We start from the raw sequence: 14,677 nt of genomic DNA, 5'->3' as shown, positions 1-14,677 counted from the left end.
ACCAGAGGAGATGCGCTTTTCACCTCCTGAAGGCCGAAGAGGTTGGCTTCAGCGGAGACACGATAACAATCACGTTCAGGAACATCTGTGTTCCTTTTTTGTCATTTTCGCTTAGCCGAAAATGCCTCAGCGCCCAACCTATTCCCTCGTTTTTAAATAAACGGGGCGGACGTCTTATATCTTGAGAAAATATAATGAAATACATCATAGCTCCCATCGCGACAGCATTATTTCTCCTCAGCGGATGCGATAATGCGCAGACATCTGCCCCGCAGCAACCCACGCCGGAAGTGGGCGTGGTCACTCTGCAAAGCCAGCCGGTTCCGGTAGTCAGCCAGCTCACCGGCCGCACCACCGCCTCGCTCAGCGCCGAAGTACGCCCGCAGGTGGGCGGCATCATCCAGAAGCGCCTGTTTACCGAAGGCGATATGGTGAAGGCCGGGCAGGCCCTTTACCAGATCGATCCCTCCAGCTATCGCGCGACCTGGAATGAAGCGGCGGCGGCGCTGAAACAGGCCCAGGCGCTGGTGGTCTCCGATTGCCAGAAGGCTCAGCGCTACGCGTCGCTGGTCCGGGATAACGGCGTCTCCCGCCAGGATGCCGACGACGCCGCCTCCACCTGCGCCCAGGACAAGGCCAGCGTGGCATCGAAGAAAGCGGCGCTGGAGAGCGCGCGCATCAACCTGAACTGGACCACCGTCACCGCGCCGATTGCCGGACGCATCGGCATCTCGTCGGTCACGCCGGGGGCGCTGGTCTCCGCCGATCAGGATACCGCGCTGGCGACGATCCGCGGGCTCGACACCATGTATGTCGATCTGACGCGATCCAGCGTCGATCTCCTGCGTTTACGCAAACAAAGCCTGGCCAGCAACAGCGATACCCTCAGCGTGACGTTAATCCTTGAAGATGGCAGCACCTACAGCGAAAAAGGGCGTCTGGCGCTCACCGAAGTCGCCGTCGATGAATCCACCGGCTCGGTAACCCTGCGCGCCATCTTCCCCAACCCGCAGCACGTCCTGCTGCCGGGGATGTTTGTCCGCGCGCGCATCGATGAAGGCATCATGAACGACGCGATCCTCGCCCCACAGCAGGGGATTACCCGCGATGCCAAAGGCGACGCCACGGCGCTGGTGGTCGATGCCGACAACAAAGTTGCGCAGCGCGCCGTGGAAACCGGCGACACCTACGGCGATAAATGGCTGGTGCTGAGCGGCCTGAAAGCGGGCGACAAGCTGATCGTCGAAGGCACGGGTAAAGTGGCCCCAGGCCAGACGGTGAAGGCCGTTGCCGTCAACAATAACGGAGGCAACGCCTGATGTTCTCCCGTTTCTTCGTGCGTCGCCCGGTCTTTGCCTGGGTGATCGCCATTCTGATTATGCTCGCCGGCGTGCTGGCGATCCGCACTCTGCCGGTGGGCCAGTACCCGGACGTCGCCCCGCCGGCGGTGAAAATCTCCGCCACCTACACCGGCGCCTCCGCCGAAACCCTGGAGAACAGCGTCACCCAGGTGATCGAGCAGCAGCTTACCGGCCTCGACCATCTGCTCTACTTCAGCTCCACCAGCAGCTCCGACGGCTCGGTCAGCATCACCGTCACCTTTGAGCAGGGGACCGACCCGGACACCGCCCAGGTGCAGGTGCAGAACAAAGTCCAGCAGGCGGAATCGCGGCTGCCGAGCGAAGTCCAGCAGTCCGGCGTGACGGTGGAAAAATCGCAGAGCAGCTTCCTGCTGATCCTCGCGGTGTATGACAAAACCGACCGCGCCACCAGCTCCGATATCTCCGACTGGCTGGTCAGCAACCTGCAGGACCCGCTGGCGCGCGTAGAGGGCGTCGGCAGCCTGCAGGTGTTCGGCGCCGAATACGCGATGCGCGTCTGGATGGACCCGACTAAACTCGCCTCCTACTCGCTGATGCCTTCCGACGTCCAGTCGGCGATTGAGGCGCAGAACGTGCAGGTCTCCGCCGGTAAAATCGGCGCCCTGCCATCGTCCAGCGCCCAGCAGCTGACCGCCACCGTGCGCGCGCAGTCGCGGCTGCAAACCCCTGACCAGTTCAAAGCGATCATCGTGAAAAGCCAGGCCGACGGCTCGGTGGTGCGCCTGAGCGATGTCGCGCGGGTGGAGATGGGCAGCGAGGATTACACCGCTACCGCCAATCTCAACGGCCACCCGGCCGCCGGGATCGCGGTGATGATGGCCCCCGGCGCCAACGCGCTGGACACCGCGACCCTGGTGAAAAGCAAAATCGCCGAATTCCAGCGTCAGATGCCGCAGGGCTACGATATCGCCTATCCAAAGGACAGCACCGAGTTCATCAAAATCTCGGTCGAAGACGTGATTCAGACCCTTTTCGAAGCGATTATCCTCGTGGTCTGCGTGATGTATCTGTTCCTGCAGAACTTCCGCGCCACGCTGATCCCGGCGGTAGCGGTCCCGGTGGTGCTGCTCGGCACCTTCGGCGTGCTGGCGCTGTTCGGCTACTCGATTAACACCCTGACGCTGTTCGCCATGGTGCTGGCGATCGGCCTGCTGGTGGACGACGCCATTGTGGTGGTGGAGAACGTCGAGCGCATTATGCGCGACGAAGGGCTGCCCGCCCGGGAAGCCACCGAAAAATCGATGGGCGAAATCTCCGGCGCGCTGGTGGCGATCGCCCTGGTGCTGTCGGCGGTCTTTCTGCCGATGGCCTTCTTCGGCGGCTCGACCGGGGTCATTTATCGCCAGTTCTCGGTGACCATTATCTCGGCGATGATGCTGTCGGTGGTGGTGGCCCTGACCCTCACCCCGGCGCTGTGCGGCGCGCTGCTTAGCCACTCCAGGCCTCATACCAAAGGGTTCTTCGGCGCGTTTAACCGCCTGTGGGGGCGCACGGAAGCGGGCTACCAGCGCCGCGTGCTCGGCGGCCTGCGCCGTGGCGCGGTGATGATGGGCGCTTACGTCCTGATTTGCGGGGCGATGGCGCTGGCGATGTGGAAACTGCCGGGCAGCTTTCTGCCGGTGGAGGACCAGGGCGAGATCATGGTCCAGTACACCCTGCCCGCCGGGGCCACCGCGGTGCGTACCGCCGAGGTGCGTCGCCAGGTCACCGACTGGTTCCTGACCAAAGAGAAAGCCAATACCAACGTCATTTTCACCGTCGACGGCTTCAGCTTTAGCGGCAGCGGTCAGAACGCCGGGATGGCCTTCGTGTCGCTGAACAACTGGTCGCAGCGCAAAGGCGACGACAATACCGCCCAGGCCATCGCCCTGCGCGCCAATAAAGAGCTGGGGACGATCCGCGACGCCACCCTGTTCGCCATGACCCCGCCGTCGGTGGACGGTCTCGGACAGAGCAACGGCTTCACCTTCGAGCTGATGGCCAGCGGCGGTACCGACCGCGACAGCCTGATGAAGCTGCGCAGTCAGCTGCTGGCGGCGGCCAACCAGAGCGGCGAGCTGCAGTCGGTGCGCGCCAACGACCTGCCGCAGATGCCGCAGCTGCAGGTGGATATCGATAACAACAAAGCGGTCTCGCTGGGGCTGTCGCTGAGCGACGTGACCGATACCCTCTCCAGCGCCTGGGGCGGTACCTACGTGAATGACTTTATCGACCGCGGCCGGGTGAAGAAGGTGTACATCCAGGGCGAGAGCAACGCACGCGCCGTGCCCTCCGACCTCGGCAAATGGTTCGTTCGCGGCAGCGATAACAGCATGACGCCCTTCTCCGCCTTCGCCACCACCCACTGGCAATACGGTCCGGAAAGCCTGGTGCGCTACAACGGCTCCGCCGCCTTTGAGATCCAGGGCGAAAACGCCGCCGGCTTCAGCTCCGGCGCGGCGATGGACAAGATGGAAAAGCTGGCCGACAGCCTGCCGGCAGGCTCCACCTGGGCGTGGAGCGGCATTTCGCTGCAGGAAAAGCTGGCCAGCGGCCAGGCGATGAGCCTGTACGCCATCTCGATTCTGGTGGTGTTCCTGTGCCTGGCGGCGCTGTATGAGAGCTGGTCGGTGCCGTTCTCGGTGATCATGGTCATCCCGCTCGGCCTGCTCGGCGCGGCGCTGGCGGCGACGCTGCGCGGCTTAAGCAACGACGTCTACTTCCAGGTGGCGCTGCTGACCACCATCGGCCTGTCGTCGAAGAACGCCATCCTGATCGTGGAGTTCGCTGAATCCGCAGTGGATGAGGGTTATTCGCTCTCCCGGGCGGCGATCCGCGCCGCGCAGACCCGTCTGCGCCCGATTGTCATGACCTCGCTGGCGTTTATCGCCGGGGTGCTGCCGCTGGCCATCGCCACCGGCGCCGGGGCCAACAGCCGCGTGGCGATCGGCACCGGCATCATCGGCGGCACCCTGACGGCCACCCTGCTGGCGGTGTTCTTCGTACCGCTGTTCTTCGTGCTGGTGAAACGCTTCTTCACCCGCCAACGTCCTTCTCAGGAGTAAGGTATGTTTCGTTTGAGTTTTATGTTTATCGCGCTCCTGACCGCGGGCTGCGTCTCGCTTGATCCGCATTATGATCGCCCGGCCGCGCCGGTGCCGGCTACCCTCCCCGGGGCGCACGGCGAATCGACGGCGGTGGTCGGCGACTGGCAGAAAGTGGTCAATGACGCGCGGCTGAAAAAAGTGGTCAGTATCGCGCTGAACAGCAACCGCGATGTGCAAAAGGCGCTGGCCGATATCGAGGCCGCGCGCGCCCAGTACGGCGAGACGCGGGCGTCGCTGTTCCCCACCGTCGATGCCGAGCTGAGCCATACGCGCAGCAAAACGGTGGCCAGCGGCCTGAGCTCCGCTTCGCAGGCCGACGGCGCGGTCTCCAGCTTCGAGCTGGATCTGTTTGGCAAGAACCAGAGCCTGTCGCGCGCGGCGCGCGAAACCTGGCTTGCCAGCGAATTCACCGCGCAGAATACCCGGCTGACGATGATTGCCGATTTGACCACCGCCTGGGTGACCCTGGCGACGGATAACAGCAATCTGGCGCTGGCGCAGCAGACCATGGACAGCGCAGCAAACTCGCGCAACATCGTCGCCCGTCAGATGGCGGTGGGCACCGCCTCCGCCGGCGATTTAAGCTCGGCGGAAAGCGTCTATCAGCAGGCGCGCGCCAGCGTCGCCAGCTACCGCACGCTGGTGGCGCAGGATAAAAACGCTATTAACCTGCTGGCGGGGGAAACCGTGCCGGAGAGCCTGCTGCCCGGCACCCTCGACAGTCTCGGGGATAACTGCATCGCCCTGGTGCCGGCGGGGGTGTCATCATCGGTGCTGCTGCGCCGGCCGGATATTCAGGAAGCGGAGCATAATCTGAAGAGCGCCAATGCCGATATCGGCGCGGCGCGGGCGAACTTCTTCCCGTCGATTTCCCTGACCGCCAGCGCCGGCGTCGGCAGCGACTCGCTGTCGTCGCTGTTCAGCCACGGGATGCAGGTGTGGTCGTTCGCCCCCTCCATCAGCCTGCCGCTGTTCACCGGCGGCAGCAACCTGGCACAGTTGCGCTATGCGGAAGCGGAGAAGAAGGGGCTGATCGCCACCTACGAGAAATCGATTCAGAGCGCCTTTAAGGACGTTGCCGATGCGCTGGCGCGCCGGGAAACGCTAAATGAAGAGCTCGATGCTCAGCAACAGTATGTCGCCGCCGAGCAGACCTCGCTGGATATCGCCATGAAGAGCTATCAGGCTGGGGTCGGCGATTATCTGTCGGTGCTCACCGCCCAGCGCACGCTGTGGTCGGCGAAGACGACGCTGCTGTCCCTGCAGCAGACCGACCTCAATAACCGGATCACTCTCTGGCAGTCGCTGGGCGGCGGCGCCAGTTAATTTCACCCGCCGGGCGACCGCGCCCGGCTTCTGTAAGGAATCGTTATGCCACGTGTTTCCCTCTCCTGGGCGCTGATCCTCGGCCTGCTGTCGGGCATTGGGCCGCTGTGCACGGATTTTTATCTGCCGGCGCTGCCGGAGATCACTCAGCAGCTGCAGGCCACCAGCACCCAGACCCAGCTGTCGCTGACCGCCGCGCTGATTGGCCTCGGCCTGGGTCAGCTGTTTTTCGGCCCGCTGAGCGACCGGATTGGCCGCCTGAAACCGCTGGCGCTGTCCCTGCTGTTGTTTATCTTCTCTTCGGCGATGTGCGCCCTGACCCGGGATATCAACATGCTGATTGTCTGGCGCTTTTTACAGGGCTTCGCCGGCGCCGGCGGCTCGGTGCTGTCGCGCTCCATCGCCCGCGATAAATACCAGGGCACCCTGCTGACCCAGTTTTTCGCCCTGCTGATGACGGTGAACGGCATTGCGCCGGTCCTGTCCCCGGTGCTGGGCGGCTACGTGATCACCGCCTTCGACTGGCGAATTCTCTTCTGGACGATGGCCGCCATTGGCGGCGCGCTGCTGGTCATGAGCCTGACTATCCTGCGGGAAACGCGCCCGGCTGCGGCGACCCATGCCGCCCGCCAGCGGCCCGGCCAGCCGGTGCTGAAGAATCGTCGTTTTCTGCGCTTCTGCCTGATTCAGGCGTTTATGATGGCCGGGCTGTTCTCCTACATCGGCTCCTCTTCCTTCGTAATGCAGAGCGAATACGGCATGAGCGCCATGCAGTTCAGCCTGCTGTTTGGTCTGAACGGTATCGGGCTGATTATCGCGGCGATGATCTTTTCCCGTCTGGCGCGCCGCTTCAGCGCCGAAGGCCTGCTGCGCGGCGGCCTGACGCTGGCGGTGGGCTGCGCGGCGATCATGCTGCTGTTTGCCTGGCTGCAGCTGCCGCTTCTGGCGCTGGTCGGCCTGTTTTTTACCGTGTCGCTGATGAGCGGCATCAGTACCGTCGCCGGCGCGGAAGCGATGAGCGCCGTCGACGCCGCCCAGTCCGGGACCGCGTCCGCGCTGATGGGCACCCTGATGTTTGTTTTCGGCGGCATCGCCGCGCCGTTGGCGGGCCTCGGCGGCGAAACGATGCTGAAGATGAGCCTCGCGATGGCGATCTGCTACCTGCTGGCGCTGCTGATGGGCCTCAGCCAGCCGCGCGGCGCGCGCTAAACGCAGGTGCGGTAATAAAATATTCCACATTTATTACCGCACTATTTCCCGCCATCTCTACCATTCTCATATTATTCTCCTCGAACTAATCGTGATACTCTTCACAGGCAAGGAATAAATAATTCCTTATACTGCGCACGACTGAGAATAACGAGGTTCCTATGAGTATTGACCTGAGCAAACTGCTGACCGAGCGACGCAACGCCAACAGCGCCAACATTGACACCCTTTCCACCCTCGAGATGCTGACGGTGATAAACCAGGAAGACCAGCAGGTGGCCCAGGCGATTACGCCCTATCTGCCGCAGATTGCCGAGGTGGTGGATAAGGTCGCGACGGCGCTGCAGGCCGGTGGCCGCTTGATTTATATCGGCGCTGGCACCTCAGGGCGTCTGGGGATCCTCGATGCCAGCGAATGCCCACCGACCTTTGGCACCCGCCCGGAGCAGGTGGTGGGGATCATCGCCGGCGGACATAAAGCGATTCTCAGCGCCGTGGAAAACGTGGAAGACAACAAAGCGCAGGGGGCGATGGATCTGCAGAACCTGAACTTCAGCAACCGCGATGTACTGGTGGGGCTGGCGGCCAGCGGACGCACGCCGTACGTCATTGGCGCCATGGAGTATGCCCATCGTCAGAATGCCTTTGTCGCCATCGTCAGCTGTAACCCGCATGGCGAAATGGCTCAGCTGGCGGACGTCGCCATCACCCCGGTGGTCGGCCCGGAGGTAGTGACCGGCTCGACCCGCCTGAAAGCCGGTACCGCGCAGAAGCTGGTGCTGAACATGATCTCCACCGGGGCGATGATCCGCGTCGGCAAGGTCTACAGCAACCTGATGGTCGACGTCGAAGCGACCAACGCCAAGCTGATTGAGCGCCAGGTGTCCATCGTGATGGAGGCGACCGACTGCGATCGTCCCACTGCCCAGAAGGCGCTGGAGGCCTGCGGCCGCCACTGTAAAACGGCAATCGTGATGGTGCTGGCGGACTTAAGCGCCGAAGCGGCGCAGTCGCTGCTGGCGAAGAACAACGGCTATATCCGCAAGGCGCTCAGCAACACCTGAGCGCCGACAGACAGGTAACGGGCAATGGCAAAAATAACGAAAGAGATGATAGCGCGGATCCTCGCCCACGCAGGCGGCGCCGCTAACGTCGCGCAGGCAGGCAACTGCATGACGCGCCTGCGCTTGACCCTGCGCGATGAAGGCCTGGCCGACACCGCCGCCATCCGCCAGATTGACGGTGTGATGGGGGTGATCGTCAGCGACGAGCAGTTCCAGGTGGTGCTCGGCCCCGGCAAGGCGCAAACCGCCGCCGAGATGATGAACGGCCTGCTGGAGGAGGCGCCCGCCGCGCCGACGCTGGCCGACGTCGCGGCGGAGAAAAAACAGGCGCTGAAGGGCAAGCAGACCAGCGCGGTGCAGAAGTTTCTCGCCAAATTCGCCACCATTTTTACGCCGCTGATCCCCGGCTTTATCGCCGTCGGGCTGCTGTTGGGCTTCGCCACCCTGGCGGAACAGGTTTTCGTGCTGGAGAACGCCCATCCGAACGCCAGCCTGGTGGCGCTGATTGGCTATATGAAGGTATTCAGCAAAGGGATGTTCACCTTCCTGAGTATCCTGATTGGCTATAACGCCCAGAAGGCGTTCGGCGGCTCCGGCGTGAACGGCGCGATTATCGCCTCGCTGTTCGTGCTGGGCTACAACCCGGAGGCGACCAGCGGCGTCTACGCCGGGATCTCCACCTTCTTCGGCCACGGTATCGATCCGCGCGGCAATATCATCGGCGTATTGATCGCCGCCATCCTTGGGGCGTGGGTTGAACGCCAGGTGCGGCGGGTCATGCCGGCCAACCTCGATATGATCCTCACCTCGGCGGTGACGCTGCTGATCATGGGCGCGGTGACCTTTACGGTGATCATGCCGATTGGCGGCTGGTTGTTTACCGGCATGTCGTGGCTGTTCCTGCATCTTAACGGCAATCCGTTTGGCTCGGCAGTGCTGGCCGGTCTGTTCCTGCTGGCGGTGATGTTCGGCGTCCATCAGGGGTTTGTCCCGGTCTATTTTGCGCTGGTGGATGCCCAGGGCTTTAACTCGCTGTTCCCAATCCTGGCGATGGCCGGGGCCGGGCAGGTGGGGGCGGCGCTGGCGCTGTTCTGGCGGGCGAAGCGCGATTCGCTGCTGCGAACCCAGATTAAGGGGGCGATTATTCCGGGCTTCCTCGGGATTGGCGAGCCGCTAATCTACGGCGTCACCCTGCCGCGGATGAAGCCGTTTGTCACCGCCTGCCTCGGCGGCGCCTGCGGCGGCTTCTTCGTCGGGCTGATCGCCTGGCTGGGGCTGCCGGTCGGCCTGAACACGGTGTTTGGTCCGTCCGGCCTGGTGGCGCTGCCGCTGATGACCTCCGGCAGCGGGATTTACGCCGGGATGGCGGTCTACGCCGGCGGACTGGCGGTCTCCTACCTGTGCGGCTTTGCGCTCACCTGGCTGTTCGGCAGTAAAAATGTCGATTTAAGTTAGAGCGCGATTGTCGGTTAATGCCCGGCGGCGGCTTCGCCTTACCGGGCCTGCAAAATAGTTGTACCGCCGCGCCCGACTACCATTTCCTGCCCCGCCGCCCCGGGCGGGCGCATGCTATGATTCCCCTTTGTCATATTTCGCCAGAGGAAAAGATGGGCTCCAGCAAAAAAGGGATGCTGAACGTACTGATTGCCGCCGTGCTGTGGGGCAGTTCCGGGGTGTGCGCGCAGTTTATTATGCAGGAAAGCCAGATGTCGTCGCCGTTTCTGACCATGACGCGTCTGCTGTTCGCCGGGCTGATCCTGTTGATGCTCGGCTTTGTTCACGGCGACCGCATTTTCCGCGTGCTGCAAAACCGCCGCGACGCCTTCAGCCTGCTGTTTTTCTCGCTGTTTGGCGCGTTAACCGTGCAGTTCACCTTTCTGATGACCATTGAAAAATCGAATGCCGCCACGGCCACGGTGCTGCAGTTCCTGTCCCCGACGATCATCGTCGCCTGGTTCGCCCTCGCCCGTAAAGCGCGCCCCACTCCGCTGGTGCTGGGAGCTATCTGCACCTCGCTGGCTGGCACCTTTCTGCTGGTGACCCACGGCAACCCGACGACGCTGTCGATTTCGCCGGCGGCGCTGTTCTGGGGGATCGCCTCGGCGTTTGCCGCCGCGTTTTATACCACCTATCCCTCGACGCTGATTGCCCGCTACGGGACGCTGCCGATCGTGGGATGGAGCATGCTGTTCGGCGGCGCGATGCTGCTGCCGTTTTACGGCGGCCAGGGCACCGATTTTGTGGTTAACGGCAGCCTGCTGTTAGCCTTTTTCTACCTGGTGGTGATCGGTACTTCACTGACCTTCAGCCTTTATCTTAACGGCGCGCAGAAGATTGGCGGCGCCAAAGCCGGGATCCTCAGCTGCGCCGAACCGCTGAGCAGCGCCCTGCTGTCGCTTCTGCTACTGGGGATCACCTTCACGCTGCCGGACTGGCTGGGCACGCTGCTGATCCTGGCCTCGGTGGTGCTGATCGCCATCGACTCGCGGCGGCGGGTGAGAGCCGCCTGAGGCGATGATAACAAACGCCTTTTCAACAAGTTAAATTAACCGCTATTTGCGTGTTTGCCCGCCTGCGCATATAGTTGACGGAAGCGATTACGGAAGGAGAAGCCTGATGAAAGCATGTTGGATGGTATGCCTGGTCACCGCCCTGAGCGCCACGTCGGCGTGGGCTGAATCACCGCTGCAAAGCCTGCAGTTCGAACAGCAAAAGCAGCAGGTGCTTAAAGCGGTGAAGGAAAAATGCGCGCCAGCAAGCCACCTCAGCGACAACGATTTTGCCAATAACGTGCTGGCGACCGACGGCAACAAGAACGCGGTCCGCGAAGCAACGCTGGCGAAAGAGCGCAATAACCAGAAAAGCTACCAGGCCGCGATCGACAAAATCGTCTGTCCGGCCAAATAGCCATCTCGGCATGACCGCCGTCCTGTCGTGGACAGACGGCGGGAGATCTCGGTGAGTGCTGCGTTTAGTGCTTCGGAATAATTAAATCGCCGCGCAGCGGGCTGCCGCCCGGGTTGTCCGTTTTCTCGGTCAACCAGTTGACGATCCGCGACGCCATCGCGTCCATGGAATATTCAATCGCCGGGATAGTCGGGATACCGGGCAGCTGTAACGATCCGGCGAGGCTAAACACCATCACATTTTGCGGAACGGCGCGGTTAAACGCCTGCAGCTGCGGCACCACGCGCTGCGCCTGCTGTTCATCGCTCACCAGCAGCGCGTTAAAGTTCAGCGTCGTGGCGTTATTGACCAGCTCCTGCACCGCCACCGACGGCGAGGTGTTATCCAGAAACACCAGATTGCGATTAAACGGCAAAAAGTTTTTTTCCAGCGCGTGCTTGTAGCCCAGCAGCACCTGATCGGCGAAGCCGCTGCTCTGGGGATGGATCAGCGCAATCTGCCTTCTGCCCTGGCTTATCAGATAGTGACAGGCGGTTTCAGCGGCGAAGGCGTGATCGAACTGAATGCTGTTTTCGCCCTCGCTGTCGAGGCAGTCCACCAGCACCACGTCCGGGCGGTTAATATTCAGAGGAAAACGCGCGCCGATGATCAGCACGTTATCGCACAGCCCGCAGGTCAACTCCTCCAGCGAGTTCATCACGCCGCTGCTGGTGTTGGCGAAGCGCAGCAGCAGGTGCTTCTGGTGCTGGCTGAGCTGTTTTTCCAGGGCGTAGAGATAGCTGGTGGTTTGATTGATATTGTCCTGGGCGCAGATGACGCCGATGCAGCCGGTGGACTGGCTAAGCAACGACTGGGCTATCATGTTTGGCCGGTAATTGAGCGTTTCCGCCGCCTGCAGCACCGCCTGACGACTGGCCTCCTTCACGCCACGTGAGCCGCTCAACACTCGCGACACCGTGGCTTTGGAAACCCCGGCAAGTCGTGAAACATCATTGATTGTCGACATCATTTTCCCCTGCGCGGGCGCCGCGCCCCGCTAAAATCCCGTAAACCTGAATCGCTTCAATTATGACCAGCGCAGTATATCCATTTCGCCATTTGTTTGGAAACCGATTTTCCATTTCAGCGCAAAACATCGCCAAATCGACAGAATAATGTGAGCCAAATCCAATAAATCCGCCCCATAAGCAGGAGATCTTGACCACTATCACAGTTCTGCTTTTTATAAATGGAAACCGGTTTCCGTCTGATATCAAATCATCCACGCAATAACTTTTTACATTTTGAGGATGGTCGTCGATGTACAAGATTATGCTGTGCTGTTCTGCCGGAATGTCCACCAGTCTGCTGGTCAGAAAGATGGTGGAGGCGGCGAATGAACGTGATCTGCCGGTGCAGATTGACGCCTATGGCGTTTCCGAATTTGACATCCAGTTTCCGCAGTATCAGGTGGTGTTGCTTGGCCCCCAGGTGAAATACATGTTGAAAACCCTGTCTGACAAAGCGGCTTCCCTGAACATTCCGGTTCAGCCCATTGATACGATGGACTACGGCATGCAGCGGGGAGACAACGTCCTGAATTATGCTCTGTCGCTGATCCCAGCGGCGCACTGAGAGGTGTTGAAATGAGTTCTCTGTATCAGTCCATGATTGCCGTGATCGAGCAATCTATTACTCCGCTGGCAGGACGCCTTGGGCAGCAGAAATATGTTATCGCTATCCGCGATGGCTTCACTGCCGCATTGCCGTTTATGATCATCGGCTCTTTCATGCTGGTATTTATCTTTCCGCCGTTTTCACCCGATACCACCAACGGCTTTGCCCGCGGCTGGCTCGATTTCTCCCAGCACTACCGCGAACAGCTGATGCTGCCGTTTAACCTCAGCATGGGCGTAATGACCTTCTTTATCTCGGTCGGCATTGGCGCCAGCCTCGGTCGTCAGTTTCAGCTCGATCCGGTGATGTCCGGTCTGCTGGCGTTTATGGCCTTCCTGCTGGTCGCCGCGCCCTATGCCGATGGTAAAATTTCCACTCAGTATCTGTCCGGCCAGGGCATTTTTACCGCCCTGATCACCGCCATCTACTCCACCCGCGTCTACGCGTGGCTGAAGCAAAACAACATCACCATCCGTCTGCCGAAAGAGGTGCCGACCGGCGTCGCCCGTTCATTTGAAATCCTGATCCCGGTGCTGGTGGTGATTGGTACTTTGCATCCGCTGAACCTGTTTATCGAAGCGCAGACCGGGATGATCCTGCCGCAGGCGATCATGCATCTGCTGGAGCCGCTGGTTTCCGCCTCCGACTCGCTGCCGGCGATTTTGCTCTCCGTTCTGATGTGCCAGATTTTCTGGTTCGCCGGGATCCACGGCTCGCTGATTGTCACCGGCATTATGAACCCGTTCTGGATGGCCAACCTGTCGGCAAACCAGGCGGCGCTGGCGGCCGGCACGGTGCTGCCGCACGTCTATCTGCAGGGTTTCTGGGATCACTATCTGCTGATTGGCGGCGTCGGTTCGACCCTGCCGCTGGCCTTCCTGCTGCTGCGTAGCCGGGCCACTCATCTGCGCACCATCGGCAAGATGGGCATCGTGCCGAGCTTCTTTAATATCAACGAGCCGATCCTGTTCGGGGCGCCGATCATCATGAACCCGATGATGTTTATCCCCTTCGTCTGCGTACCGATGGTCAACGCGGTGCTGGCTTACGGCGCGACGCGTCTTGGCTGGCTGAGCCAGGTGGTGTCTCTCACTCCGTGGACCACGCCGGCACCGATTGGCGCCTCGTGGGCGGCCAACTGGACGCTGAGCCCGGTAGTGATGTGCCTTATCTGCATGGTGATGTCGGCGGTGATTTACCTGCCGTTCCTGCGCGCCTATGAACGTTCCTTAATGAAAACCGAAGTTGAGAAAACCAAAAATAGCGTTCCGGTGGCAGAAACCGTTAGCTAATTCCTCTCCGCCCCGGAGAGATAATATGATGACAGCGTCATAATGCAGAAAAAGGACTTTCACTGCATTATTAAATAATAAAGACCTCAGGAATACACATGATTGAATTAGAAGATGCGGTAATGGAAATTATCGTCAATGCGGGACAGTCACGCTCATTATGTTTTGAAGCGCTGCATGCGGCCCGAACCGGAAATATCGACGAAGCGCGTTTACTCTTAAATGAGGCCGACGGTTACGCCCGCCGGGCGCATCAGATGCAGACCCAGCTCATCGAGCAGGATGCCGGTGAAGCGCGTCAGCCTATGACGCTTATTATGGTACATGCCCAGGATCATCTGATGAATTCGCTGCTGGCCCGCGAGTTCTCAGAAGAATTAATCCATCTGTACCAGCGTTAATTAATATGGAATAACGTCAGCGAGAATATTACTCTCCGGCGTTGCTGTACCCTAAAAAAAACAAATCAGCTTATTTTGGTTATTTATTTTAGCCAGAATGGGATGGTTATTATCTGAAATATATTAATTATTAAAGCGAGATAACCATGAATACTGTGAAAAAACTGCCTTTAGCCTTGGCGGTTGTCGCCGCACTGTGCCCAATTTCCGTAATGGCGCAAGAATTTACTCAGGAACAGATCGACGCCATCGTCGCCAAAGCCGTTGATAAAGCGCTGGCAGACCGCCAGGCGAAAATCGACGCCGCGGCCGACAAAAAGGTCGACGTCATTACCAACCCGCAGACCACCGCCG

Annotated in this window: 13 protein-coding genes and 1 pseudogene; 12 read left to right on the top strand and 2 right to left on the bottom strand. The window is 60.7% G+C overall.

The window, feature by feature from the left end:
• The first annotated feature begins 194 nt into the window (after window positions 1-194).
• From eefA to ABLV52_RS08305, 8 genes are all read left to right on the top strand, one after another.
• A complete protein-coding gene (gene eefA / locus ABLV52_RS08340; RefSeq protein ID WP_032454398.1) occupies window positions 195-1,319 on the top strand; it encodes a multidrug efflux RND transporter periplasmic adaptor subunit EefA in 1,125 nt (374 codons plus the stop codon).
• A complete protein-coding gene (gene eefB, locus ABLV52_RS08335; RefSeq protein ID WP_348890267.1) occupies window positions 1,319-4,426 on the top strand; it encodes a multidrug efflux RND transporter permease subunit EefB in 3,108 nt (1,035 codons plus the stop codon). The genes eefA and eefB overlap by 1 nt, the downstream gene beginning before the upstream one ends.
• Before the next feature lie 3 nt (window positions 4,427-4,429).
• Window positions 4,430-5,794 (top strand): multidrug efflux RND transporter outer membrane subunit EefC, encoded by a 1,365-nt coding sequence (gene eefC, locus ABLV52_RS08330; protein WP_032454402.1) that lies wholly within the window; start codon window positions 4,430-4,432, stop codon window positions 5,792-5,794.
• A 45-nt stretch (window positions 5,795-5,839) separates the two neighbouring features.
• The gene (locus tag ABLV52_RS08325) at window positions 5,840-7,003 is read left to right on the top strand and encodes a multidrug effflux MFS transporter (protein ID WP_335892758.1); all 1,164 of its coding nucleotides are present in this window, start codon (window positions 5,840-5,842) and stop codon (window positions 7,001-7,003) included.
• A 161-nt stretch (window positions 7,004-7,164) separates the two neighbouring features.
• Window positions 7,165-8,067 carry an N-acetylmuramic acid 6-phosphate etherase gene (murQ, locus tag ABLV52_RS08320; protein WP_023291413.1) on the top strand — a complete coding sequence of 301 codons (903 nt, stop codon included), beginning with the start codon at window positions 7,165-7,167 and terminating at the stop codon, window positions 8,065-8,067.
• 24 nt (window positions 8,068-8,091) lie between these two features.
• On the top strand, window positions 8,092-9,522 hold the full coding sequence (murP, locus tag ABLV52_RS08315) for a PTS N-acetylmuramic acid transporter subunit IIBC (RefSeq protein ID WP_023291414.1): 1,431 nt from the start codon (window positions 8,092-8,094) through the stop codon (window positions 9,520-9,522).
• Window positions 9,523-9,674: 152 nt separating this feature from the next.
• Window positions 9,675-10,577, top strand: a complete 903-nt coding sequence (locus ABLV52_RS08310; RefSeq protein ID WP_279615762.1) for a DMT family transporter — start codon at window positions 9,675-9,677, stop codon at window positions 10,575-10,577.
• A 106-nt stretch (window positions 10,578-10,683) separates the two neighbouring features.
• The gene (locus tag ABLV52_RS08305; protein WP_023291415.1) at window positions 10,684-10,974 is read left to right on the top strand and encodes a YicS family protein; all 291 of its coding nucleotides are present in this window, start codon (window positions 10,684-10,686) and stop codon (window positions 10,972-10,974) included.
• A gap of 64 nt (window positions 10,975-11,038) precedes the next feature.
• On the opposite strand, the gene ABLV52_RS08300 is transcribed toward ABLV52_RS08305, so the two are convergent.
• Together ABLV52_RS08300 and ABLV52_RS08295 are read right to left on the bottom strand one after the other, a co-directional pair.
• The gene (locus ABLV52_RS08300; RefSeq protein ID WP_032429020.1) at window positions 11,039-11,980 is read right to left on the bottom strand and encodes a LacI family DNA-binding transcriptional regulator; all 942 of its coding nucleotides are present in this window, start codon (window positions 11,978-11,980) and stop codon (window positions 11,039-11,041) included.
• Complete coding sequence (locus ABLV52_RS08295; protein ID WP_124070018.1) at window positions 11,964-12,281, bottom strand: hypothetical protein; 318 nt, start codon at window positions 12,279-12,281, stop codon at window positions 11,964-11,966. The genes ABLV52_RS08300 and ABLV52_RS08295 overlap by 17 nt, the downstream gene beginning before the upstream one ends.
• Between ABLV52_RS08295 and ABLV52_RS08290 the strand changes: the two genes are divergently transcribed.
• The 4 genes and pseudogenes from ABLV52_RS08290 to ABLV52_RS08275 all read left to right on the top strand — a co-directional run.
• Entirely contained in the window at window positions 12,274-12,588 is a 315-nt protein-coding gene (locus ABLV52_RS08290; protein ID WP_023291423.1) for a PTS sugar transporter subunit IIB, read from the top strand. The genes ABLV52_RS08295 and ABLV52_RS08290 overlap by 8 nt on opposite strands.
• Window positions 12,589-12,599: 11 nt before the next feature.
• On the top strand, window positions 12,600-13,922 hold the full coding sequence (locus ABLV52_RS08285; RefSeq protein ID WP_023291424.1) for a PTS sugar transporter subunit IIC: 1,323 nt from the start codon (window positions 12,600-12,602) through the stop codon (window positions 13,920-13,922).
• A 98-nt stretch (window positions 13,923-14,020) separates the two neighbouring features.
• Window positions 14,021-14,323, top strand: a complete 303-nt coding sequence (locus ABLV52_RS08280; protein WP_004205145.1) for a PTS lactose/cellobiose transporter subunit IIA — start codon at window positions 14,021-14,023, stop codon at window positions 14,321-14,323.
• Window positions 14,324-14,469: 146 nt separating this feature from the next.
• Window positions 14,470-14,677, top strand: a pseudogene (locus ABLV52_RS08275) (hypothetical protein); the annotation flags it as partial.

Origin of the sequence: Klebsiella sp. GB_Kp056 (assembly GCF_040064755.1) — a bacterium.
Lineage (GTDB): Bacteria > Pseudomonadota > Gammaproteobacteria > Enterobacterales > Enterobacteriaceae > Klebsiella > Klebsiella quasipneumoniae.
Note: the sequence above shows the minus strand (reverse complement) of the source record. Positions and strands in the feature narration are given on the sequence as shown.